The organism is Ruegeria arenilitoris, assembly GCF_013032855.1.
In the GTDB taxonomy this organism is placed as follows: Bacteria; Pseudomonadota; Alphaproteobacteria; order Rhodobacterales; family Rhodobacteraceae; genus Ruegeria; species Ruegeria arenilitoris.
This window is the reverse complement of record NZ_WQDA01000002.1, coordinates 494,298-516,137: the sequence shown is the minus strand read 5'-3', so window position 1 is coordinate 516,137 and position 21,840 is coordinate 494,298. Positions and strand designations below refer to the sequence as shown.

The 21,840-nt window shown below is 62.3% G+C and carries 21 protein-coding genes; 14 read left to right on the top strand and 7 right to left on the bottom strand.

What is annotated here, in order from left to right:
• The first annotated feature begins 11 nt into the window (after positions 1–11).
• The 3 genes from GOW72_RS08770 (at position 12) to GOW72_RS08760 (ending at position 2,084) form a co-directional block, all read left to right on the top strand.
• On the top strand, positions 12–1,352 hold the full coding sequence (locus GOW72_RS08770) for an HlyD family type I secretion periplasmic adaptor subunit (RefSeq protein ID WP_170366577.1): 1,341 nt from the start codon (positions 12–14) through the stop codon (positions 1,350–1,352).
• A 74-nt stretch (positions 1,353–1,426) separates the two neighbouring features.
• A complete protein-coding gene (locus tag GOW72_RS08765; RefSeq protein ID WP_170358356.1) occupies positions 1,427–1,819 on the top strand; it encodes a rhodanese-like domain-containing protein in 393 nt (130 codons plus the stop codon).
• An 85-nt stretch (positions 1,820–1,904) separates the two neighbouring features.
• Entirely contained in the window at positions 1,905–2,084 is a 180-nt protein-coding gene (locus GOW72_RS08760) for a hypothetical protein (protein WP_170363027.1), read from the top strand.
• A gap of 5 nt (positions 2,085–2,089) precedes the next feature.
• On the opposite strand, the gene GOW72_RS08755 is transcribed toward GOW72_RS08760, so the two are convergent.
• Entirely contained in the window at positions 2,090–2,893 is an 804-nt protein-coding gene (locus tag GOW72_RS08755) for an alpha/beta fold hydrolase (protein ID WP_244952364.1), read from the bottom strand.
• Between the two features lie 47 nt (positions 2,894–2,940).
• Here GOW72_RS08755 and GOW72_RS08750 point away from each other — a divergent pair, with 47 nt between their 5' ends.
• The gene (locus GOW72_RS08750) at positions 2,941–3,315 is read left to right on the top strand and encodes a hypothetical protein (RefSeq protein WP_170366576.1); all 375 of its coding nucleotides are present in this window, start codon (positions 2,941–2,943) and stop codon (positions 3,313–3,315) included.
• Positions 3,316–3,387: 72 nt separating this feature from the next.
• On the opposite strand, the gene glyA is transcribed toward GOW72_RS08750, so the two are convergent.
• Entirely contained in the window at positions 3,388–4,683 is a 1,296-nt protein-coding gene (gene glyA / locus GOW72_RS08745; protein WP_170337640.1) for a serine hydroxymethyltransferase, read from the bottom strand.
• Between the two features lie 168 nt (positions 4,684–4,851).
• Between glyA and GOW72_RS08740 the strand changes: the two genes are divergently transcribed.
• Entirely contained in the window at positions 4,852–5,613 is a 762-nt protein-coding gene (locus GOW72_RS08740; protein ID WP_170366575.1) for an NAD kinase, read from the top strand.
• 262 nt (positions 5,614–5,875) lie between these two features.
• Here the strand turns inward: GOW72_RS08740 and GOW72_RS08735 are convergent, their stop codons facing one another.
• From GOW72_RS08735 to GOW72_RS08720, 4 genes are all read right to left on the bottom strand, one after another.
• Complete coding sequence (locus GOW72_RS08735; protein WP_170366574.1) at positions 5,876–7,315, bottom strand: amidase family protein; 1,440 nt, start codon at positions 7,313–7,315, stop codon at positions 5,876–5,878.
• Positions 7,316–7,405: 90 nt separating this feature from the next.
• Positions 7,406–9,295: a propionate-CoA ligase PrpE gene (gene prpE, locus GOW72_RS08730; RefSeq protein WP_170366573.1), complete on the bottom strand. Its 1,890-nt coding sequence runs from the start codon at positions 9,293–9,295 to the stop codon at positions 7,406–7,408.
• A gap of 228 nt (positions 9,296–9,523) precedes the next feature.
• Positions 9,524–9,913, bottom strand: a complete 390-nt coding sequence (locus GOW72_RS08725; RefSeq protein WP_170366572.1) for a GFA family protein — start codon at positions 9,911–9,913, stop codon at positions 9,524–9,526.
• A gap of 46 nt (positions 9,914–9,959) precedes the next feature.
• Positions 9,960–12,233 carry an NADP-dependent malic enzyme gene (locus GOW72_RS08720; protein ID WP_170366571.1) on the bottom strand — a complete coding sequence of 758 codons (2,274 nt, stop codon included), beginning with the start codon at positions 12,231–12,233 and terminating at the stop codon, positions 9,960–9,962.
• 143 nt (positions 12,234–12,376) lie between these two features.
• Here GOW72_RS08720 and GOW72_RS08715 point away from each other — a divergent pair, with 143 nt between their 5' ends.
• From GOW72_RS08715 to upp, 6 genes are all read left to right on the top strand, one after another.
• Positions 12,377–13,462, top strand: a complete 1,086-nt coding sequence (locus tag GOW72_RS08715) for a cupin domain-containing protein (protein WP_170366570.1) — start codon at positions 12,377–12,379, stop codon at positions 13,460–13,462.
• Between the two features lie 106 nt (positions 13,463–13,568).
• Positions 13,569–13,952: a cytidine deaminase gene (locus tag GOW72_RS08710; protein ID WP_170366569.1), complete on the top strand. Its 384-nt coding sequence runs from the start codon at positions 13,569–13,571 to the stop codon at positions 13,950–13,952.
• Between the two features lie 11 nt (positions 13,953–13,963).
• Positions 13,964–15,271, top strand: coding sequence for a thymidine phosphorylase (locus GOW72_RS08705; protein WP_170366568.1), 1,308 nt, complete (start codon positions 13,964–13,966; stop codon positions 15,269–15,271).
• Positions 15,268–16,479, top strand: coding sequence for a phosphopentomutase (locus tag GOW72_RS08700; RefSeq protein ID WP_170366567.1), 1,212 nt, complete (start codon positions 15,268–15,270; stop codon positions 16,477–16,479). Before GOW72_RS08705 ends, GOW72_RS08700 begins: the two co-directional genes overlap by 4 nt.
• The gene (locus tag GOW72_RS08695; RefSeq protein ID WP_170366566.1) at positions 16,476–17,462 is read left to right on the top strand and encodes an adenosine deaminase; all 987 of its coding nucleotides are present in this window, start codon (positions 16,476–16,478) and stop codon (positions 17,460–17,462) included. Before GOW72_RS08700 ends, GOW72_RS08695 begins: the two co-directional genes overlap by 4 nt.
• On the top strand, positions 17,459–18,091 hold the full coding sequence (gene upp / locus GOW72_RS08690) for a uracil phosphoribosyltransferase (RefSeq protein ID WP_093962638.1): 633 nt from the start codon (positions 17,459–17,461) through the stop codon (positions 18,089–18,091). Before GOW72_RS08695 ends, upp begins: the two co-directional genes overlap by 4 nt.
• 6 nt (positions 18,092–18,097) lie before the next feature.
• On the opposite strand, the gene GOW72_RS08685 is transcribed toward upp, so the two are convergent.
• A complete protein-coding gene (locus tag GOW72_RS08685; protein ID WP_170366565.1) occupies positions 18,098–19,111 on the bottom strand; it encodes a hypothetical protein in 1,014 nt (337 codons plus the stop codon).
• Positions 19,112–19,256: 145 nt separating this feature from the next.
• Between GOW72_RS08685 and GOW72_RS08680 the strand changes: the two genes are divergently transcribed.
• The 3 genes from GOW72_RS08680 (at position 19,257) to GOW72_RS08670 (ending at position 21,786) form a co-directional block, all read left to right on the top strand.
• Positions 19,257–20,192, top strand: coding sequence for a DMT family transporter (locus GOW72_RS08680; RefSeq protein ID WP_170338127.1), 936 nt, complete (start codon positions 19,257–19,259; stop codon positions 20,190–20,192).
• Positions 20,189–20,836 (top strand): sulfotransferase family 2 domain-containing protein, encoded by a 648-nt coding sequence (locus GOW72_RS08675; protein ID WP_170366564.1) that lies wholly within the window; start codon positions 20,189–20,191, stop codon positions 20,834–20,836. The genes GOW72_RS08680 and GOW72_RS08675 overlap by 4 nt, the downstream gene beginning before the upstream one ends.
• 185 nt (positions 20,837–21,021) lie before the next feature.
• A complete protein-coding gene (locus GOW72_RS08670; RefSeq protein WP_342355360.1) occupies positions 21,022–21,786 on the top strand; it encodes a Hint domain-containing protein in 765 nt (254 codons plus the stop codon).
• The last annotated feature ends 54 nt before the right edge of the window (positions 21,787–21,840 follow it).

The window sequence follows — 21,840 nt, the reverse complement described above, 5'->3', positions numbered from 1 at the left end:
CGGGGGTAAAGATGAACGAATTGGTCCAAGTAGACGATCCCGCCCTTTGGTACGCCGAGGTTCCGAGATCGATAACCAAGTTCATGGTCGTGGGCACCGTGCTGCTGGTCGCCTGTTTCGGCGGGTTCGGCCTGTGGTCGTTTCAGGCGCCTCTCGCGGCCGCAGTGATTGCTCAAGGCAGCTTTGTGGCCACCGGGCGCAACAAGATCGTTCAGCATCTTGAAGGAGGGATCATCGAACAGATCCTGGTCACCGAAGGCCAGACCGTGCAGGAGGGGCAGGTCTTGATGACACTCGACCAGACCTCGGCCGAGGCAAATGAGCGTGAATTGTTCATCCGCAAGATCCGCCTTCAGGCGATGGTCGAGCGCTTGCTGGCGGAATACGCCGAAAAGGACACTTTGGAGTTTTCACCCGCCCTGATCGAAGCGTCCGACGACGTTGAAGTGATGACCATTCTCGACAACCAGCGGCTCAGTTTCGAAGTCTCGCGGAAGACACTGCTGAATGACATTGCTCTTCTCGAACGTAATATCGAGGCGCTGAAGATCAGGGCCAGCGGCTTCGAGGCGCAATTGGAAAGCATGGAGCGCCGCAAGGCGATCCTTCAGGAAGAATACGAAACCAAGAACGCGTTGTTCGAAAAAGGGCTTGTCCGAAAGGGTGAGTTGAACACCATCCGGCGGGTCCAGGCCGAAGCGGACGGGCAGTTGGCCCGACTGGCGGCCGAGGCTTCGGAAACCAGCCAGATGCTGCTGAAATACGAAGAGCAGATCACCCGGACCCGGTCTGCCTATCGCGAAGCAGCGCTGGACGAACTGGGTGTAATCGAGGCGGATCTGGAAAGCGTGCGGGAAAAATCGCGCCAGGCCAGCAGTGTTCTTGCCCGCGCGGTGGTTCGCGCCCCGGTCGATGGCACGGTTGTGCGACTGCACTATTACACGCCGGGCGGCGTCATCGAGACCGGCAAGCCGATTGCCGAAATCCTGCCAGCTGATGCCCCGCTGATCATCGAGGCCCAGATCCCGCGCACCGATATCGACAGCGTTGTGACCGGCCAGACCGCGACCGTGCGGTTGGTAGCTTTGAATCAGCGCACGACACCGGTTCTGACGGGCGAAGTCTTTTACGTCTCGGCGGACGCGGTTCTGGAAGAAGCCAGCGGAATACCTCAAGAGGTCTATCTGGCCCGGGTGTCGTTGGAGCCTGACGAGATGGACCGGGTACGGGGTTTCATTCCGACCCCCGGCATGCCGGCCGAGATCATGATCCAGACCGAGGAACGCACCTTTGCCGCCTATATCGCCAAGCCGATCGTCGACAGCATGTCTCGGGCCTTTCGCGAGCAATAGGCGACCACCATAACGCTTACAAATACAAAAGGCCCCGTGCTAGCATTCGTGAAAATCCGGGAGGGACCGCACGAATGCCATTGACCGTTCAAGAGATGCTTGAGACCGCGAATTCCGTTGTTCAACGTATCAGCGCCGCGCAAGCCAGGGAGCTATTGCAGCAGGGTGCGCTGCTGCTGGACATTCGCGATGCGCCTGAACTGGAAAAGACCGGTCGCGCCGTCGGATCTCACCATATCTCACGCGGTATGCTCGAGTTTCGTGCCGATCCTGCGCTGCAATCGCATGACCCCGAGCTGCGGAAGGATCGCCCGATCATTCTGCATTGCGCTTCGGGCGGACGGGCGGCACTTGCGGGCAAGTTGCTCAAGGACATGGGGTATCAGCATGTCTACAACCTGGGTGGGTTCTCGGACTGGGTAAACGGCGGGGGCGACTACGTCGGCCCGGTTGATTCCGGGATGTAGGGACCCAGCCTGATCTGCATCAAAGCCGATTGTATTACGCTTCGGCAATCTGCGCGTCAGACGCCATCAACAAGGACGACTGGCAATGATGAGACTTGCAGCGCTACTGTATTCCCTGATCGCGACCGCCCTCGCGGGTACGGCCGTTATCGCCGTGCTGACCGCGGGAATGGTTTCGACCCTGGCCATCGTGGGTGCCGCAGCCGTCGGAGCGGTCGCGGCTTTGCCCGCATCCTGGCTGGTCGCCAAGCGCCTGTACCAATAGAGAGCTTAGGTGGCGTTCAGAAATGTCCGGACAGCAGCTTCGAACTCACGCGGTTTTTCGGCGTGCAGCCAATGGCCTGCGCCCGGAATCTTGGCGAAACGGGCGTTCGGGAACAAGGATTTGATGATTTCGCGGTGACTTGCCTGAACATAGTCCGACTCCGCACCGGCGAGAAACAGCGCCGGGCCGTCCCAGTGTGAGGTAAAGTCCGGAAAACCCATGATATTCGGCATCTCTTTGGCCAATACGTCCAGGTTCAGCCGCCAGCGTTTGCCGGGAACGTCCAGCGACTGAGTGAAGAAGCTCTGCAATGCCTTCTCGACTCCAAGATCGGCCAGTTGCTGTTCCACGTCCGAGCGGCGCGCGACCTGTGTCATGTCCACGGCGCGCATGGCCTCGATATATGGCATTTGCGTGTGGCTGTACCGAACCGGAGCGATGTCCGCCACGACCAGCCTGTGGACCATTTCGCCATGCTCGAGCGCCAATGTCATTGCCGACTTGCCGCCCATCGAATGCCCGATCACGTCTGCCACGCCGCCCATGCTTTCGATGACCTCAGCCAAATCATCCGCCAATGCCGGATAATCGTGCCGGTCGTCCCAGAAGCTGTGGGCGTGGTTGCGCATGTCGACCGCCACCACCTGACGTTCATCTGACAGCCGACGCGCAATCACCCCCCAGTTTCGGGCCGATCCGTATAGCCCATGGGCAATCAACAGCGGTGTGCGGGACGTCGGTTCGCCATGTGTGATCGTGTTCAGCATGTCTTTCTGATACCGTCCGGCGCTCCGGACAACCAGCCCCATTGTGACCGCCTGCGCAGACCGTTAGATTGCCCCGTCAGGAGGGGCGCATGGCTCAGGAAACAGAAATTCAGACCCAGATCGCGCAGACGATAATCCTGTTGCGCAAAAAACTGGGCGCAAAGGGCAAGACCCTGGCCGAGTCGGTGCGCCGTGCCAAGCGTCGCTTGCCGCGCAAGGTCTACAAACAGGCAATGGAACTCGCCCGTGCCGAGCCGTTGGTCGAGCATCCCAAGCTCCGGCTGACCCTGGACTCGCCGACCCTGGAAAAGGCGGCGAAGGATGTTCAGTCGCATCTGCGCGCCATCAATCTGGCGGATCGCCGCTGGGGTTGGTTTCTGGGCATGCTCGGGGGGCTAGCCTTCAACATTCTGGCCTTGGCCGCACTGTTTCTGGTCGTGCTTTGGTGGCGCGATCTGATCTGATCAGGGCATCTGACATTAAAGAAAAATGGCGCCCGCTAAAGGCGCCATTTTGTTGTTTCTGACTTTGTGGCGTCAGAGGTTCGGGTAGATCGGGAACTTGGCGCACAGATCCGCGACCTGCGCTTTGACCCGCGCCTCGACCTCACCGTTGTTGTCTTCACCATTGGCGGCCAGCCCATCGACCACTTCGATGATCCAGTCCGCAATCTGGCGGAACTCGGGCTCTCCAAAGCCTCGGGTCGTGCCTGCGGGCGAGCCCAGACGGATGCCGCTGGTCACGGTCGGCTTTTCAGGATCGAACGGCACGCCGTTCTTGTTGCAGGTGATGTGCGCACGGCCCAGCGCCTTTTCGGTCGCGTTGCCCTTGACGCCTTTGGGGCGCAGGTCGACCAGAACAACATGGGTGTCGGTGCCGTGGGTCACCGTGTCCAGGCCGCCCTTGATCAGCTGATCCGACAACGCCTGAGCGTTGACGACGACCTGTTTGATGTAGTCTTTGAACGAAGGCTGCAACGCCTCGCCAAATGCCACGGCCTTTGCCGCGATCACATGCATTAGTGGGCCGCCCTGGATGCCCGGGAAGATGGCTGAGTTCACCTTTTTGGCTATCGTCTCGTCATTGGTCAGGATCATGCCGCCACGCGGGCCGCGCAGGGTTTTGTGCGTGGTGGTCGTGGCTACATGCGCGTGCGGGAAGGGGCTGGGATGCTCGCCCGCGGCGACCAGACCGGCGAAATGCGCCATGTCTACGTGCAGATAAGCCCCCACCATGTCGGCGATCTCGCGCATGCGGGCAAAGTCGATCTGGCGCGGAATGGCCGAGCCGCCGGCGATGATCAGCTTGGGCTGGTGTTCTTTGGCCAGCGCCTCGACCTGATCGTAGTCCAGCATGTTGTCCTGCTTGCGCACGCCGTACTGAACCGCATTGAACCACTTGCCCGACTGGTTGGGCTTGGCGCCATGGGTCAGGTGACCGCCAGCATCCAGGCTCATGCCCAGAATGGTGTCGCCCGGCTGGATCAGCGCCTGGAACACGCCCTGGTTAGCTTGTGATCCCGAATTCGGCTGCACGTTGGCGAATTCGCAACCGAACAGTTGCTTGGCGCGGTCGATGGCCAGGTTCTCGGCGATGTCGACGAACTGGCAGCCGCCATAGTAACGCCGGCCGGGATAGCCTTCGGCGTATTTGTTGGTCATGACCGAGCCCTGCGCCTCCATGACAGCTGCGCTGACGATGTTTTCCGAAGCGATCAGCTCGATCTCGTCGCGCTGACGTCCCAGTTCGGAGGTGATTGCCCCAAAAAGTTCAGGGTCACGATCCGCGAGGGACTGGGTGAAGAAACCGGTATCACGAAGGTTGGCGTTCATGGGCGCTCCGCATGGCTGAGGTTGGTTTGGCGGATTTCCTATAGGAAACTGTACGGATGAAAAAGACTTTAAAGCGACGAAATGGCCAGCTGCGGCGTCACGTCTGGCCTAATGGGGAAAGGTATGTTTGTTTCGGAACCAAATGCGCAGCACCGGAAACCGGAAAACATGACCAAGAGAATCGCTTTTCTCGCCAGCGACGTGGATGTCGCGCAGTCGGCCCGCAACAAACTGGTGGCACGCTATGGCAATGCGGCGCCCCGAGATGCGGATGTCATCGTGGCGCTGGGCGGCGACGGGTTCATGTTGCGGACGCTGCACAACACGCAGCATCTGGATGTGCCGGTCTACGGCATGAATCGCGGGACCATCGGGTTTCTGATGAACGAGTTCCACGAAGCCGATCTGATGGAGCGTCTGAGAGCCGCCGAAGAAGAAGTCATCAACCCCTTGATGATGAAGGCCATGGACCAATCGGGACAGGTGCACGAAGCCCTTGCGATTAACGAGGTTTCGTTGCTGCGCGCCGGTCCGCAAGCCGCGCGCCTGAAGATCAGCGTGAATGGCCGGGTGCGGTTGGCCGAACTGGTCTGTGACGGGGCGCTGTTGTCCACGCCCGCCGGGTCGACCGCCTACAACTATTCGGCACATGGCCCGATTCTGCCCATTGGGTCGGATGTTCTGGCGCTGACGGCCATTGCGGCCTTTCGTCCTCGGCGGTGGCGCGGTGCGTTGCTGCCCAGTACGGCGCATGTGCGCTTTGACGTGCTTGAGGCCGACAAGCGTCCGGTGATGGCGGACGCTGATTCCATATCCTTTCCGGATATCGATTGGGTCGAGATTCGGTCGGAACCCAAGATCCGTCACAGGATCCTGTTTGACCCCGGGCATGGCCTGGAAGAGCGTCTAACGATTGAACAATTTACATAAATTCCCGAGATTCTCGGACTTATGTGAAGCAGTTCACAGGAAGCTGACCACCTCTCAGCTATGCTGATCTTGCCCGGAGAACACGCCGCGGTGGGAGTGAGTGGCCACCAAATGGTGTTTTCGGATGATTGCGCAGTTTTCGCGCTGGCGAGGGTGGGTGGTGCTACGCTCGTCATCACAATCCGGGCATATTTTAGCACGTGGACCCCGGGCTCTCAGTCCCGGGGTCAATTATTTTGGGCAGTTGAAAGCGGTTGGTGTTTCAGCCCGTGCGTGCCAGATCGGCCCACAGGTGATCAGCCATACGACCAACCCGGGCTTCAATCGCGATGGCGGCGTCCAACGCCAGGTCCTCGCGCCAGCGCTGCGCTGCGATCTGAACGTTGATTGGCTGGCGCCCACTCGGCAATTCGGCCAAACGCGCCGGAACGCAGGCGGCGGGCAGGCCCAGAAAGTTCATCGCATAGGAATAGACCGCGCAGCCCAGCACTTCGTGTACGCCTTCCGAGCCTTCTGTATCACGGTCGGGTCTGAAAAAGGGCTGCGGCAGGAAAGGCGACAGCACCAGCGGGTAGTCCTCCAAGAACAGGGACCATTCCCGCGCATAGTGGCTGCGCTGCGCCAGTGCTCGGATCAGGTCCGGGCCGGTGATCGGGGGAAATTCCTGGAAGTAAGTGGCAAAGATGCGCTGGATTGTCTCGGACCCGGCCGCCTCGACATCGGCTTTCATCAGGGTCAGAACCTCGCCCATCAATGCGCGATAACCCAGCCGTCCACATTCAAAAACGTTCGGAGGGTCGATCTCGTCAACGGTGTACCCGGCATCAACCAGTGCATCACGGGCCGTGTCCAGCGCCTTGTCGACCTCGGGGTGGAGATCGTAACCGAAAGTGTTCTTGGTGAAAGCTGCCCGCGGCTGCTGGTCAGGCTCGGTCACGCGCCAGGGCAGCGGAACGTGAAACGGATCGCGCGGATCCGGCGCGATCAGGCTGGGCATGGCCAGGTGCAGGTCAGCCGCGCTGCGGGTGATCAGGCCTTGCACCGACATGGATTGCGCAAGCAGTCCACGTTCGGCGGTTTGGCTGGGGTTCCATGCGGGAACGCGCCCCAAGCCCGGCTTCACGGTCACCGCGCCAAGGGCCGCGGCCGGAAACCGCAGGCTGCCGCCGATGTCGTTTCCATGCGCCAGCGCCCCCATGCCCGTCATCACCGCCACACCGGCCCCGCCCGAGGAGCCCCCGGGAGAAATATGTCGGCCCCAAGGGTTGTGGGTGCGTCCATAAAGCGGGTTGTCGGTGTCGGCACGGAATGAGAACTCGGGCGTGTTGGTCCGGCCAATCACCACCGCCCCAGCCTTCAGCAGGTTCGACACGACGGGCGCATCGTCGGGGGCAATTACGTCTTTCAGAGCGGTCACACCGTTGGTCGTGGCATGGCCCTTCTGGTCGACATTGACTTTGATCGTGACGGGAACGCCGTGCAGCGGGCCGGTCGGTTCGCCGCGGGCCCGCTGGGCATCGAGGGCGCGGGCGCGCTCCCGCGCCTCGGCGCTGAGGTCTTCGACGACGGCATTCAGCGCCGGGTTCAGCGCGTGCATCCGGTCGATTGCGCTTTGGACGGCTTCGGTCGCGCTCAATTCGCCGGAGCGGGTCAGTTTTGCGAGTACTGTGGCGCTCAGGCGCCAGATGTCGTCATTTGCCATGTGCCCTCCGTCAAGGGCACAGTAGGCGGTCTGCCAATGGTTGCAACCCCGCAGGGCAGGGCGGGCGGCCCGGGGCCGCCCGATGCCCGGTTACTGGGCGTAACCGATTGATTTCAGGGCTTCGGTAATTTCGTCCAGAATGGCCGGATCGTCGATCGTGGCGGGCATTTTGTAATCTTTGCCATCGGCGATCGATACCATCGTTCCACGCAGGATCTTGCCAGACCGTGTCTTTGGCAGACGATCCACTACGACGGCCAGTTTGAATGCCGCAACGGGCCCGATTTTGTCGCGCACCATCTGCACGACCTCTTTCGCGATCTCGGCATGGTCACGATTGCAGCCTGCGTTCAGGCACAGGAAGCCAACCGGGGCCTGACCCTTCAACTGGTCCGATACACCGATGACTGCGCATTCGGCCACATCGGGATGGGCTGCCAGAACCTCCTCCATCGCGCCGGTGGACAGGCGGTGGCCGGCCACGTTGATCACGTCATCGGTGCGGGCCATGATATACAGGTAACCGTCTTCGTCGATCATCCCGGCATCGCCGGTTTCATAGTAGCCCGGGAAATGCTCGAGATAGGATTTCTTGAACCGCTCCTCGGCATTCCACAGGGTCGGCAGCGTTCCCGGCGGCAGGGGCAGCTTGACCGCGATCGCGCCCAGCTCGCCCGGTTTCATCGGGTGGCCGCCTTCGTCCAGGATCTGCACGTCATAGCCGGGCATCGGCTTGGCGGGCGAGCCCAGCTTGATCGGCAGTTCCTCGATCCCCAGCGGGTTGCCGGCGATGGTCCAGCCGGTTTCGGTCTGCCACCAGTGGTCGACGACCGGAACCTTCAGCGCGTCCTGCGCCCAAGTGATCGTGTCCGGGTCGGCGCGTTCACCGGCCAGGAACAGGGCCTTGAGGCAGGACAGGTCGTATTTCGCCAGCATCTCGCCCTTGGGGTCCTCGCGCTTGACCGCGCGGATCGCCGTTGGGGCGGTAAAAAAGCTTTTGACCTTGTGCTCGGAAATCACCCGCCAGAAGGTGCCGGAATCGGGTGTGCCGACGGGCTTGCCCTCGAACACGATGGTGGTGTTGCCGTGGATCAGCGGGCCATAGCAGATGTAGGAGTGACCCACGACCCAGCCCACGTCCGAGGCCGCCCAGAACACATCGCCGGGATCGACGTTGTAGATGTTCTTCATCGTCCAGTTCAGCGCCACAAGGTGCCCCGCCGTGGGCCGCACGACGCCTTTGGGCGCCCCCGTGGTGCCCGAGGTGTAAAGGATGTAGGCGGGATCATTGCCTGCGACCGGCACACACTCGGCCGGCTCGACACCGTATTGGAAGCCGTGCCAGTTGAAGTCGCGCCCTTCGATCAGCTTGGCCACTTCCTGTTCGCGCTGGAAGATCACGCAGAACTCGGGCTTGTGGCTGGCCATGTCGATGGCGCCGTCCAGCAGTGGCTTGTAATGTACCACACGACCGGGCTCCAGCCCGCAGGACGCCGCGATGATCGCCTTGGGTTTGGCGTCGTCGATCCGAACGGCCAGCTCGTTGCTGGCAAACCCGCCAAAGACCACCGAATGCACCGCACCCAGCCGCGCGCAGGCCAGCATCGCCTCGAGCGCCTCGGGGATCATCGGCATGTAGATGATGACGCGGTCGCCCTGTTCGATCCCCTTGGCCCGCAGCGCACCGGCCAGGGTCGCCACGCGATTGCGCAGTTCCATGTAGGAGATCTCGCGCTTGGTGTGGGTGATCGGGCTGTCATAGATGATGGCGGTCTGCTCGCCCCGGCCGTTTTCCACATGGCGGTCCACGGCGTTCCAGCAGGTGTTCACCTTGGCATCGCAGAACCATTCGTACAGAGGAGCGTTGTCGTCAAACAGTGCTTTCGATGGTGGTCGGATCCAGTCGATGCCTTTGGCGGCTTCCATCCAGAAAGCCTCTGGGTCATTTTTCCAGCTGTCATACACGTCCTGGTACGCCATGGGTCCTCCTCCCGAAAACTGTCATCTTTGTGTTAGGCGGCTGGGTTCACCCGGGCAAGCGGCGCGCGTGACGGCGCGTCAGTTTATCGCGAAATATTTGCAGAACTGCCCCATTTGTCTTGCAAAGTTTTGCAAATGATCCTTGTTTTCGCGCCTGAGCAGGAAATTATTGCAGAACTTGCAAATCTGCGAAGCGTCTGGTGCAAACGCGGCTTCGTCAGATTCGGATCAGGTCGCCGTTCCGGCATATCGGGGCAGGCTGTCCTCGATGTTCAGCCAGTGCAGATGCTCGGCGTGATAAACGTGAAACCGGGGCGCGGCATCCTCGGGGTTGTCCAACGTGGCGGTGTAGAGATGAATGTTCACCCGGTCGCGGGCATTGCGATATGCCATCGGCGTGCCGCAGGTCCCGCAGAACAAACGTTCAACATCCTCAGACGAGTTGTACACGCGTGGCGCATCCCCTGACCATGTCACCGAGCCGTGCGGCAGCCCGATGAACGCCGTGACTGGGGCGGCGCAATTGCGCCTGCAATCCGCGCAGTGGCAGTAACAGCTCCAGGCGATCTCGGCATCGCTGGCCCATCGCACGGCGCCACAGTGGCAGTGACCTTTCATGATGACCTCCCTCGGCAGGGCGGCCAGACCGGCCAGGCCGCCGCGGTCAACCGTAATGCGCGACAGGCGTTCCAGCAATTGCCGCCATATTCAGCAGCCCGCGCGCCGTGATCGAGGGTGTCACGATATGCGCCTTGTTGCCCATGCCCATCAGGATGGGGCCGACCTCGATGCCGTCGGCCTTCATCTTCAGTATGTTGCGCACACCGCTGGCCGCGTCCGCATGGGCAAAGATCAGCACGTTGGCCGCCCCCTCCAGGCGCGAATTTGGGAAAATCCGCTCGCGCAGTTCGGGGTCGAGGGCCACATCCAAGTTCATTTCGCCTTCATAGATAAAATCTCGGGGCTTGCTGTCCAAAATGGCAATGGCTTCGCGCAGGCGTTTGCCGGACCCCTCGGCCTGGTTGCCGAATTGCGATTGCGAGCAGAACGCGATTTTCGGCTCCAGCCCGAAACGCCGGACATGGCGCGCGGCGCCCACGGTGATCTCAGCCAGTTCTTCCGGGCTGGGCAATTGCCGGACATGAGTGTCGGCGATGAACAGCGGGCCGTCTTCTAGGATCATGAGGGACAATGCGCCATGCGGGCGCAGGTCGCCGTCATTCAGAACCTGTTCGACATAGTTCAGGTGCCACCGATACTCGCCGAAGGTGCCGCAGATCATGCTGTCGGCTTCGCCGCGATGCACCATGATGGCGCCGATGGCGGTGGTGTTGGTGCGCATGATGGCCTTGGCCAGGTCTGGCGTCACGCCGCGGCGCTGCATGATCTGGTGGTACGAGTTCCAGTAGTCATAGTACCGCGGGTCGTTTTCCGGGTTTACGATCTGGAAGTCCTGCCCAGGGCGGACCGACAGGCCCAGACGTTCGCAGCGCGCCTCGATCACCTCGGGACGGCCGATCAGGATCGGGGTTTCGGTCGTTTCCTCAAGAATCGCCTGAGCGGCGCGCAGCACGCGCTCGTCTTCGCCCTCGGCAAAAACGATGCGGCGCGATGCAGCGGAGGCGGCCTCGAAGACGGGGCGCATCAGAAGGGCGGACTTGAAGACCGTCTGGTTCAGCTTTTCCTTGTAGGCTTCGATGTCCTCGATGGGGCGTCTGGCCACGCCGCTTTCCATCGCGGCCCGGGCCACGGCCGAAGACACCACACCCACCAGCCGTGGGTCGAACGGTTTCGGGATCAGGTAATCGGGGCCGAAGGTCAGCTGTTCGCCCTTGTAGGCGGCTGCGGCCTCGGCGCTGGTGGTGGCGCGGGCCATCTCGGCGATGCCTTCGACACAGGCGATCTGCATGGCATCGTTGATCTCGGTCGCGCCCACATCCAGCGCTCCGCGGAAGATGAACGGGAAACACAGGACGTTGTTCACCTGGTTCGGGAAGTCGCTGCGCCCGGTGGCGATGATGGCGTCGGGGGCCACTTCGCGCGCGGCGTCGGGCAGGATCTCCGGGGTCGGATTCGCCAGCGCAAAGATGATCGGCTGTTTGGCCATGCGCGCGACCATCTCGGGCTTGAGAACGTTCGGCCCGCTGAGGCCCAGAAACAGGTCGGCCCCGTCGATCACCTGATCCAGCGTGCGCAGGTCGGTTTTCTGGGCGAATTGGTCCTTGTGCGGGTTCATGTCTTCGACGCGACCCTCATAGACCAGCCCGTGAATGTCGCACAGCCAGATGTTCTCGCGCTTGACGCCCAGCTTGACCAGCATGTTCAGGCAGGCGATCCCCGCCGCACCGCCGCCGGTGGACACGACCTTGATGTCCTCGAACCGTTTGCCGGCCACGTGCAGCGCGTTGCGTGCAGCGGCCCCCACCACGATGGCGGTGCCGTGCTGGTCGTCGTGGAACACCGGGATGTTCATCCGCTCGCGGCACAGTTTCTCGACGACAAAGCAATCGGGTGCCTTGATGTCCTCGAGGTTGATCGCGCCGAAGGTGGGTTCCAGCGCGCAGACGATATCGGCCAGCTTCTCGGGATCGGGTTCGTTCACCTCGATGTCGAAACAGTCGATGCCGGCGAATTTCTTGAACAGGACGGCCTTGCCCTCCATCACCGGCTTGGAGGCCAGCGCGCCGATATTGCCCAGCCCCAGCACCGCGGTGCCATTCGAAACCACGGCCACCAGATTTCCGCGCGCGGTATACATCTCGGCGGTCGCCGGGTCGGCCTTGATCTCAAGGCTCGCCTCGGCCACGCCGGGCGAATAGGCGCGCGCAAGGTCGCGCCCGTTGGCCATGGGTTTGGTCGCCTTGATCTCCAGTTTCCCAGGCTTCGGATGCGCGTGGTAATCAAGTGCGGCCTGGCGCAGGCTGGGTGTGTCGGACATGTCAAAACTTCCCGTTTGGAATTTAGTTTAGTGCTAAACTATTTCTGACGCAGGGGAAACCTCGAAATCGCATGAAGGCGGATCCGACCCCGACTTGCAAATCCCCCAGCGGCCCCTCACAGTCCCGCGCAGAGGAGACCAGCATGACCGACACCATAGCCGAATTCCGCATTCCGACCCAAGAGTTGCGCGACGACATTCCGTTCTACACCAAGGTTCTGGGCATGCGGATGGACATGATCTATCCGGCGGATGACCCTCGGGTCGCGGTGTTTTCCGGGCACGGCCTGCGCCTGCGGGTGGAAAAGGACGCGCCCGAGGCGCCGGGCACCTTGCGCATCCTCACTGATGATCCGGACGGGTTTGCCGGCGGTCAGCGCAGCCTGGTCGCCCCCAACGGCACCCGCATCAAGATCGAAGAGCGCAACCCGCCCCTGGTGATGCCCGAGACGGTTCATTCCTTCGTCGTCCGCAGGCTCAAGGATCAGGCGCCCTGGATCATCGGGCGCGCGGGCATGCATTACCGCGACCTGGTGCCGGACCGACTGGGCGGGTCGATCATCGCCAGCCATATCCGCATTCCCGACGGCGGTCCGGTCCCGGACATGGTGCATTTTCACAAGGTCGGGTTCCAGCTGATCTTCTGCATCCACGGCTGGGTGGATGTGGTCTATGAGGATCAGGGCGACAAGATGCGCCTGACCGCTGGCGACTGTTTCATTCAGCCGCCCGAAATCCGGCACCGCGTGCTCGAAGCGTCGGACAACGTGCAGGTGATCGAAATCGGCGTTCCGGCCGAACATGTCACCGAGATCGACCACAATATGCAACTTCCCACGCCGCATTACCGCCCCGAGCGGGAATGGCAGGGCCAGCGGTTTGTCTACAACCGGGCCGAAGGGGCAGAGTGGCAGCCGTTCCGCCTGCCGGGCTATCAATGCCGTGACACGACGATTGCCGAAAACACCAAGGGCGTGGCGGGCGTACAGGTGGTGCGCCGGGGGCAGGGCGATCCGGTCTGGGCCAGCCATGATGCCGATATCCACTTTACCTTCGTGATGAACGGGGCAGTCACCCTGGAAGGTGAAGGCCGTGATCCGTTTCGCCTGGAGCAGGGCGACGCCTTTGTCATTCCACCCGGAATGCGCACGCGACTGGCCGACCCCAGCTACGATGTCGAACTGCTCGAGGTCACGCTGCCGGGGTATTTCAAGACCGATCTGGGCTGACGCGCGGGCGCGCTGCGATTCCCGTGCAGAGGGGGCTTCAATTCCCCCGCGGATTTCCAGTAGGGTATGGCATTCTGACCAGATGATCAAAAATCGGGGAATCGCCATGTCGTTGAAAGAAGCAGCCCTCAAGGTGCGTGAAAACGCCTATGCGCCCTATTCGAATTTCAAGGTAGGCGCCGCGGTCCGCACCCCGTCGGGCGCGATGTTCGCGGGCTGCAACGTGGAAAACGTGGCCTATCCCGAAGGCACCTGCGCTGAGGCCGGTGCGATCGCCGCGATGGTCGCCGCCGGAGAAAACAAGCTGGCTGAGGTCTATGTCGTCGCCTCCAGCCCGCAACCGGTGCCGCCCTGCGGCGGGTGCCGGCAGAAACTGGCCGAGTTCGGGGACAAGGACGTGGTGGTCACCATGGCGACGGTGGACGGGGTTGAAACCCGCACGACCATCGGCGAGCTGCTGCCCGGCGCCTTCGACGCCTCGTTCATGTAAGGGCCGCGCCCATGGACGCCCGTTCGATTATCGCGAAACTGCGCCGCCGCGAAGTGCCGGATGCCAGCGAGCTGGCGTGGTTCGCCCAAGGTCTGGCCGATGGCAGCGTCAGCGACGCCCAGGCCGGAGCCTTTGCCATGGCCGTCTGCATGGGCGGGCTGGGTCCCGAAGGCCGCGCCGCGCTGACGCTGGCCATGCGCGACAGCGGTGAGGTTTTGACCTGGGATCTGGACGGTCCGGTGATCGACAAGCATTCGACCGGCGGGGTGGGGGATTGCGTAAGCCTTGTGCTGGCCCCGGCGCTGGCGGAATGCGGGGCCTATGTACCGATGATCTCGGGGCGCGGTCTGGGCCATACCGGCGGGACACTCGACAAGCTCGAGGCGATCCCTGGCGTGTCGACCCAGATCAGCCAGGACCGGCTGGCCCAGATTTTGGCCGAGACCGGCGCCGCCATCGTTGGCGCGACGGCACAGATCGCTCCGGCGGACAAGCGGCTCTATGCGATCCGCGACGTGACCGCCACGGTCGAAAGCCTCGACCTGATCACGGCCTCGATCCTGTCCAAGAAACTGGCGGCCAGCCCCGATGCGCTGGTGCTGGACGTCAAGGTGGGCAGCGGGGCCTTCATGAAAACGCTGGACGAGGCGCGCAAGCTGGCGCAGGCCCTGACGGAAACGGCCAATACGGCCGGGTGCCGGACCTCGGCCCTGATCACCGACATGAACCAGCCGCTGGCGCCGGCCTTGGGCAACGCCCTGGAAATCGCCGAGGTGATGAAAGTGCTGACCGGTGGTCAGCCCTCGCCCCTGGCCGAGATTTCGGCCGAGCTGGGCGGTGTTCTGCTGTCTGACGCCGGTATGGTCGGTGACGCACAGGCCGGGCGGGACATGATCGCCGAGGTGATCCGCGACGGCCGTGCGGCCGAACGGTTCGGACGGATGATGGCCGCGGTGGGCGGTCCGCTGGGTCTGGTCGAGGACTGGGCGCGCTATCTGCCCGAGGCCAGCGTGATCCTTGAGGTCACGGCGCAGGATGAAGGCTATGTCTCCGCGATGGACGGCGAGGCGCTGGGCCTTGCCGTCGTGGCGCTGGGCGGTGGCCGACAGGTGGAAAGCGATGTGATCGACCCGGCGGTGGGGCTGTCGGGGCTGGTGCGGCTGGGCGACAAGGTCTCGGCCGGAACGCCGGTGGCCGTGGTCCATGCCGCGCGCGAGGACGCCGCGCAGCGGGCCGCGCAAGCCGTGCGTGCCGCGATCACCATCGGCCCCGCGCCCGTTCCGGTGCCGGAGCTGGTACACGAAAGGATCCTCGCATGAGCCGCGCGTTCCTTGTGGTGATGGATTCGGTGGGTATCGGCGGTGCGCCGGATGCCGACCGGTTTTTCAACGGCGACGTGCCGGACACGGGTGCCAACACGGTGGCCCATATCGCGCAGGCCTGCGCTGAAGGGCGGGCCGAGGATGGCCGGTCCGGGCCGTTGCGCCTGCCTAACCTCGATGCGCTGGGGCTGGGGGCGGCGGTGCGGCTGGCCTCGGGCGCGGTTGTGCCGGGGTTGGAGGCCGACCCGACCGGCCTGTGGGGCTGCGCGCGCGAGCGTTCGCCGGGCAAGGACACGCCTTCAGGCCATTGGGAACTGGCCGGTCTGCCGGTGCCGTGGGACTGGCACTATTTCCCCGACACGGTCCCCGCCTTCCCTGATGATCTGACCCGCGCCGCCGCGCAGGCGGCCGGAACCGAGGGCATTTTGGGCAATTGCCATGCCTCGGGCACCACGATCATTGCCGAACTGGGTGCTGAACACATGAGCACGGGTTGGCCGATCTGCTATACCTCGGCCGACAGCGTGTTCCAGATTGCCGCGCACGAGGAGACGTTCGGGCTGGAGCGCCTGTACCAGATGTGCCGGAGCCTGGCCCCCATGCTGCACGAGATGAAGGTGGGCCGGGTGATCGCGCGCCCCTTCGTGGGATCGCCCGAACAGGGGTTTGTCCGCACCACAAATCGCAAGGATTTCGCCATCACGCCGCCCGCGCCGGTGCTGACCAACTGGGCGCAGGATGCCGGACGCAAGGTGCATGGCGTGGGCAAGATCGGCGACATCTTCTCGATGCAGGGGATCGACACGCTGGACAAGGGCTCGGACGCCGAACTGATGGGTCACCTCTCGCGCCTTGTGGACAGCGCCGAGGACGGCAGCTTGACATTCGCAAATTTCGTCGAGTTTGACAGCCAGTACGGCCACCGGCGCGACATCTCGGGCTATGCCCGCGCGCTGGAGTGGTTCGACACCGAGATCGGCCGTATCCTGCCCCGGCTGCGTCCGGGCGACCTGTTTCTTCTGACCGCGGATCACGGCAACGACCCAAGCTGGATCGGCACCGACCACACGCGCGAGCAGGTGCCGGTGCTGACCGCCGGCCTGGGGGCCGGACAGATCGGGCAAGTCAATTTCGCCGACGTGGCCGCCAGCATCGCCCATCACCTGAACATTCCGGCGCAAGGGCCGGGAAGGACCTTTCTATGACCGTCGCAGACCTGCCCAAGATCGAACTGCACCTGCATCACGAAGGTGCGGCCCCGCCCGCCTTCATCCGCCAGCTGGCGCATGAAAAGAAGGTTGACCTGAGCGGCATCTTCAAGCCCGACGGCAGCTATGACTTCCGCGATTTCGCGCATTTCCTCAGCGTCTACGAGGCCGCTTGCGAGGTGTTGAAAACGCCCGAGGATTTCCGCCGCCTGACGCTGGCGATCCTGGAAGAAAGCGCGGCGAACGGGGTGGTCTATTCCGAAACCTTCCTCAGCCCCGATTTCTGCGGCGGGGGCGATCTGCACGCCTGGCGCGACTATCTGGCCGCCATTCAGGACGCCGCTGACGAGGCCGAGCACAAGTTCGACATCACCCTGCGCGGCGTGGTGACCTGCGTGCGCCATTTCGGACCCGACAAGGCCAAGCGCAGCGCGCGCTGCGCCGCTGAAACCGCGGGTGACTGGATCACCGGGTTCGGTATGGGCGGGAACGAGGCCATGGGCCAGCAGGCCGATTTCAAATGGGCCTTCGACTGCGCGCGCGAGGCCGGATTGCGCCTGACCACCCATGCCGGCGAATTCGGCGGCCCCGAAAGCGTGCGCGATGCGGTGCGCGCGCTGGGGGTCGAACGTGTGGGCCATGGCGTGCGAGCCATCGAAGACCCCGATCTGGTGCATGAGCTGGCCGACCGGGGCGTCACGCTCGAGGTCTGCCCGGGCTCGAACGTGGTGCTGGGACTGTACCCCGATTTTGCGGCCCACCCGATCGCGCGGCTGCGCGCGGCGGGTGTGAAGGTCACAGTATCCACCGATGACCCGCCGTTTTTTCATACCACCATGCGCCGCGAATATGACATGCTGGCCCAGGCCTTCGGCTGGGACGCCAAGGATTTCGCCGCGCTGAACGACACCGCCCTGAACGCCGCATTCTGCGATGAAGAGACCCGCGAAAGGGTCAGGAAAAGACTGGAGAACACATGAGCGAACATCTGACCGTCGTCGACCACCCGCTGGTTCAGCACAAACTGACGCTCATGAGGGACAAGGGCACCTCGACCGCCTCGTTCCGGCAATTGCTGCGCGAGATCACGCTGCTGCTGGCCTATGAAGTCACGCGCGAGATGCCCCTGACCACGCGCCATATCGAGACTCCGATGGAGGAGATGGATGCGCCGATCCTGGCGGGCAAGAAACTGGCGCTGGTGTCGATCCTGCGTGCGGGCAACGGGATGCTGGACGGCGTTCTGGAACTGGTGCCCTCCGCCCGGGTCGGATTCGTGGGCCTGTATCGCGATGAAGAAACGCTGCAGCCGGTGCAGTACTACTTCAAGGCCCCCGAAGGCCTTAAAGATCGGCTGGTGATTGCGGTTGACCCGATGCTGGCCACCGGCAACAGCTCGGCCGCTGCGATCGACCTTCTGAAACAGGCCGGTGCCACCGACATCCGGTTCCTGTGCCTGCTGGCCGCCCCCGAAGGTGTGGCGCGCATGAAAGAGGCGCATCCCGACGTCAAGATCGTGACTGCTGCACTGGATCGCGAGCTGAATTCCAAAGGCTACATCATGCCTGGTCTGGGCGATGCCGGAGACCGGATGTTCGGCACCAAATAGGCGCGCCTAGTCGCTGCAGATGTTCTGCAGCCGTACCCAATCGCGGTCGGGCATAACCTGATCCAAAGGCTGACCCGCCATCGGGTCGGCCTCGATCAAACCCAGAACCGTTTCGCCCGTGATATCAACCGCATAGGCATATGGGGTTGAGGGCAAATTGGCGGACGCAAACGCCTCCAGCAAGTCGTCTTCCGGAACTGCGGGGCGGGGTTCGGCCAGAACCTGTTCGGTATAGGTGTCCACGATCTGGGGTGTCAGTTCGCCCGTCGTCAGCAGGCGAAACGCTGCAGTGGGCCCAGTTTTGTCCAGGAGATCGTCCAACGGATCATGCAGCCTGGCCCGCGTGCGTTCAGCTATCACGTAACCGGCGGCAACCGCGGGATCTTCACTGTCTTCAACCAGCGCTCGGTTCAGCAGCACGATCCCTCCGGGAAGTGACAGGTTTTCCTGCACCCCGGCCGGCAACACAACGATCCGTCGCACACCTGTTCTCTGGGCCAGCTTCTGCAGCGCCGGCTGCGCGTCCGCCGAGGCGCAGGCCCGGCCCGAGACCCGTTCAATCCGTTGCAGAATCGTGTTCCCGATGTCCTGCCGTTTGATCTCGGGCACGACCTTTTCGACATGGCTTTGCAGGGCGCCGGGCAACCAGAACAGCAAGACCGCCGCGACAGCCGCAACCACTCCGCCGACACTGGCCCACCGCAACCGCCCGGGATGCGGGCGCGCCCGTTCGATGGCGCGTTGCAAGCGGTCGATTGCCTCGATCATGGTGGTTTCGGACTGCTCCAGCTCCAGTGTCTCATCCGGGTCGCCATCGGGGTTGAATATCGCGGGGAACTTGCCCGGGTTCTGCCTTTCAAGTGCGGCAAGCGACCAGTGCGTCAGCGCGCGATCGTTGAAATCGGTGATGGTCAACGTCGCCTCGCCGATCGAAACAACCACTTCGCGCCGCTGCTCGTCGGGCGACGGGCGCCACAGACCGGTAGCCTCGATCCGCTGGTATTGTTTCAGTGCCGTCATTTCGATGAGGTCTGCTCGTTTTTTCTTTTGTCGATTCCTAGCACGGAGAGATTAATCCGCGCAAACCTGTTGCGTGGTGATTTGGAAATGTGCTCGATAACCGGGACGCGTAGTTTCGGCCAAAGGGCCCGGAGGCCAAGGCCACATGCAGACAGCACATCCTTCTTCACCGGTTCTTGCATCGGTTCTGATGGTCTCGGCCATGGCAATCATCGGCGTCGTGGACAATTTCGTCATTCGGCTGGCCGAAACGATCGGTCTGTGGCAATTCCACCTAAGCCGGGCCGTGATGATGCTGCCTCTTATCGTTGGACTGTCGTTTCTTGGGTTTGGAGGGCTGCGACCTCAGAGGTTTTGGGCGGTCCTGCTGCGCAGTGTTCTGATCACCCTGGCGATGTTGTTCTATTTCAGCTCACTGGCTTTGATGCCAATTGCTCAGGCCCTTGCGGGGCTGTTCACATCACCGATCTTCGTTCTGTTGATTTCCGCGCTGTTGCTGGACCAGAAGATCGGCCCCTGGCGGGTCCTGGCTGTGCTTATCGGGTTTGTCGGAATCCTCTGTGTATTGCAGCCTGACCCCAATGCCTTTGATGCGACCAGCCTATTGCCGGTGGCTGGCGGCTTTTTCTATGCGCTCAGTGCGATTCTGACCCGAACGCATTGTGCAAACGAAAGCACCGTCGCCTTGCTGGCCGCGATGATTGTCACGCTTGGGCTGGCCGGCGCTCTTGGCCTCGCCGTGTTTTCGGTTTTGCCGGTGGTCGGGTCTGACGGCCCGGCTGGTTTTGTGACCCGGGGCTGGGTCTGGCCGATGGAGGCCGCTCTGCCTTGGGTCGCATTGCAGGCGGTTGGGTCCACGGCTGCGGTATTCATGCTGATCAAGGCCTACCAACTGGGCGAGCCGTCATATGTCGCGGTGTTCGAGTATTCGGTCATGATCTTCGGGCCGCTTTTTGCCTGGGTGGTGATGGGGCAGGGGATCGGACCGCTTCAGATTGCGGGCATCGCCCTGATCGCCGCGGCCGGTGCAGTTCTGGCGTGGCGGGCGAGCGTGGTTCCCCAACGGGAACCGGCGCAATGATTCTATCAACAGGGCGGTCCTACATCTTCATACATATTCCCAAGACCGGGGGAACATCGCTGGCGCTGGCGCTCGAGCAGCGGGCCATGAAGGACGATATCCTGGTGGGCGACACCCCCAAGGCGCAGCGCAGAAACAAACGCAACAGGTCACTGAAGACGGCGGGAAGGCTGTGGAAACACTCCCGGCTGACCGATTTGCGGGGGCTTTTGCCCGCCCAGCAGATGAAAGAGATGTTCGTGTTCACGCTGATCCGGAACCCGTGGGACCGGATGGTCAGCTATTACCACTGGCTGAGGGATCAGTCCTTTGATCACCCAGCAGTCCATCTGGCCGGGCGGCTGGATTTTGAGGCCTTTGTTCTGCACCCTAAAATCCAGCAGTCCTTTCGGGAAAACCCGTTCCCATCCTATGTCAGAGACGCCACCGGAACCGATCTTTGTCGCGCATACATTCGGATCGAAAGCTTTCAGCGGGATGCGGCCCCACTGTTCGATCATCTGGGGTTTCGTCTGGACCTTCCGCATGAAAACCGGTCAGCCCGGGGGGCGGAATACGCCAACTACTACTCGGTCCAGGCAAAAAAGGCTGTGTTTGACGCCTGTCGCGAAGACATAGAGAGATTCGAATATCGGTTCGAATAAGGCTGGTCGATTATTTCCCGAATTGCGCGAAACGCTGACAAATACAGGCTTTTGTTTATAAAAAACGCGACTAATGGGGCGAAAAAGGCCCAAATTGGCCCTAAATATGGCAAAACTAAGTCACTCCCGAAAACTTCGTGCTAGCACAATGGGATAGTTTGAAAGTGCCAAAAGGGGGTCGGCACGTGTTGGAAGTAGTGAGTGTTTCGGGGTTTTCCGAAAATAATATCCAGACCGTACCGGGTGACGCCGTTTCGGTCAGGCGTGGCGGATTGCTGCATGGGACGAAGGTTGCCACCACCAGTGGCTGGAAACTGGCCGAGGCATTGGTCGCCGGGGATCTGGTCAGAACGATGGACAACGGGTTCCAGGAAGTGAAACGCGTGTCCCACGACAGAATAGCCGTACCGGCTGGCGAGGTTCGACCTGACTTTTTGCCCGTGCGCGTGCCGTCCCGCGCGGCATATAACGGTCGCGCGGTCTGGCTGATGCCCGAGCAGGGAATGGCCGTAGCCTTGTCTTCTGATGGCAGCATCGACGAGGGGCTGGCGATCATTCCGGCGCGTCTGCTGAGCGGGCACTTCAGCTTTTCCTCTCGGACACCGGCAGAGGAATTCCAGGTCACATCGCTGTTTTTTGAGCAGGACGAAGTGGTCTTTATCGAGGGTGGCTTTCAAGCCTTCTGTTCCTCGTGCCGCATCCGTTCGCTGTCTGGCCCGTCCCGACGATCCTACGCGGTGCTGGAAGAATCCGAGGCGCGGAGCCTCGTTACATCTATCGCAGAGGCCGGCGAACTGTCGGCCCTTGCAAACCAATTGGGTGCACTGCCTGCACCCATCCCGCAGGAACCGATCTTTCCGATCCGTCCCCCATCGGGGGTGCGGCGTCCGGGACGTCCGGGGCGGCCCAACGTGCCGGCCTTGTTTCTGCGGCCTGAATGGCAGACCTGACCAAACACTCTAAGAAAGATGCTGGCGCATGGGATCATGCGCCAGCATCACTTG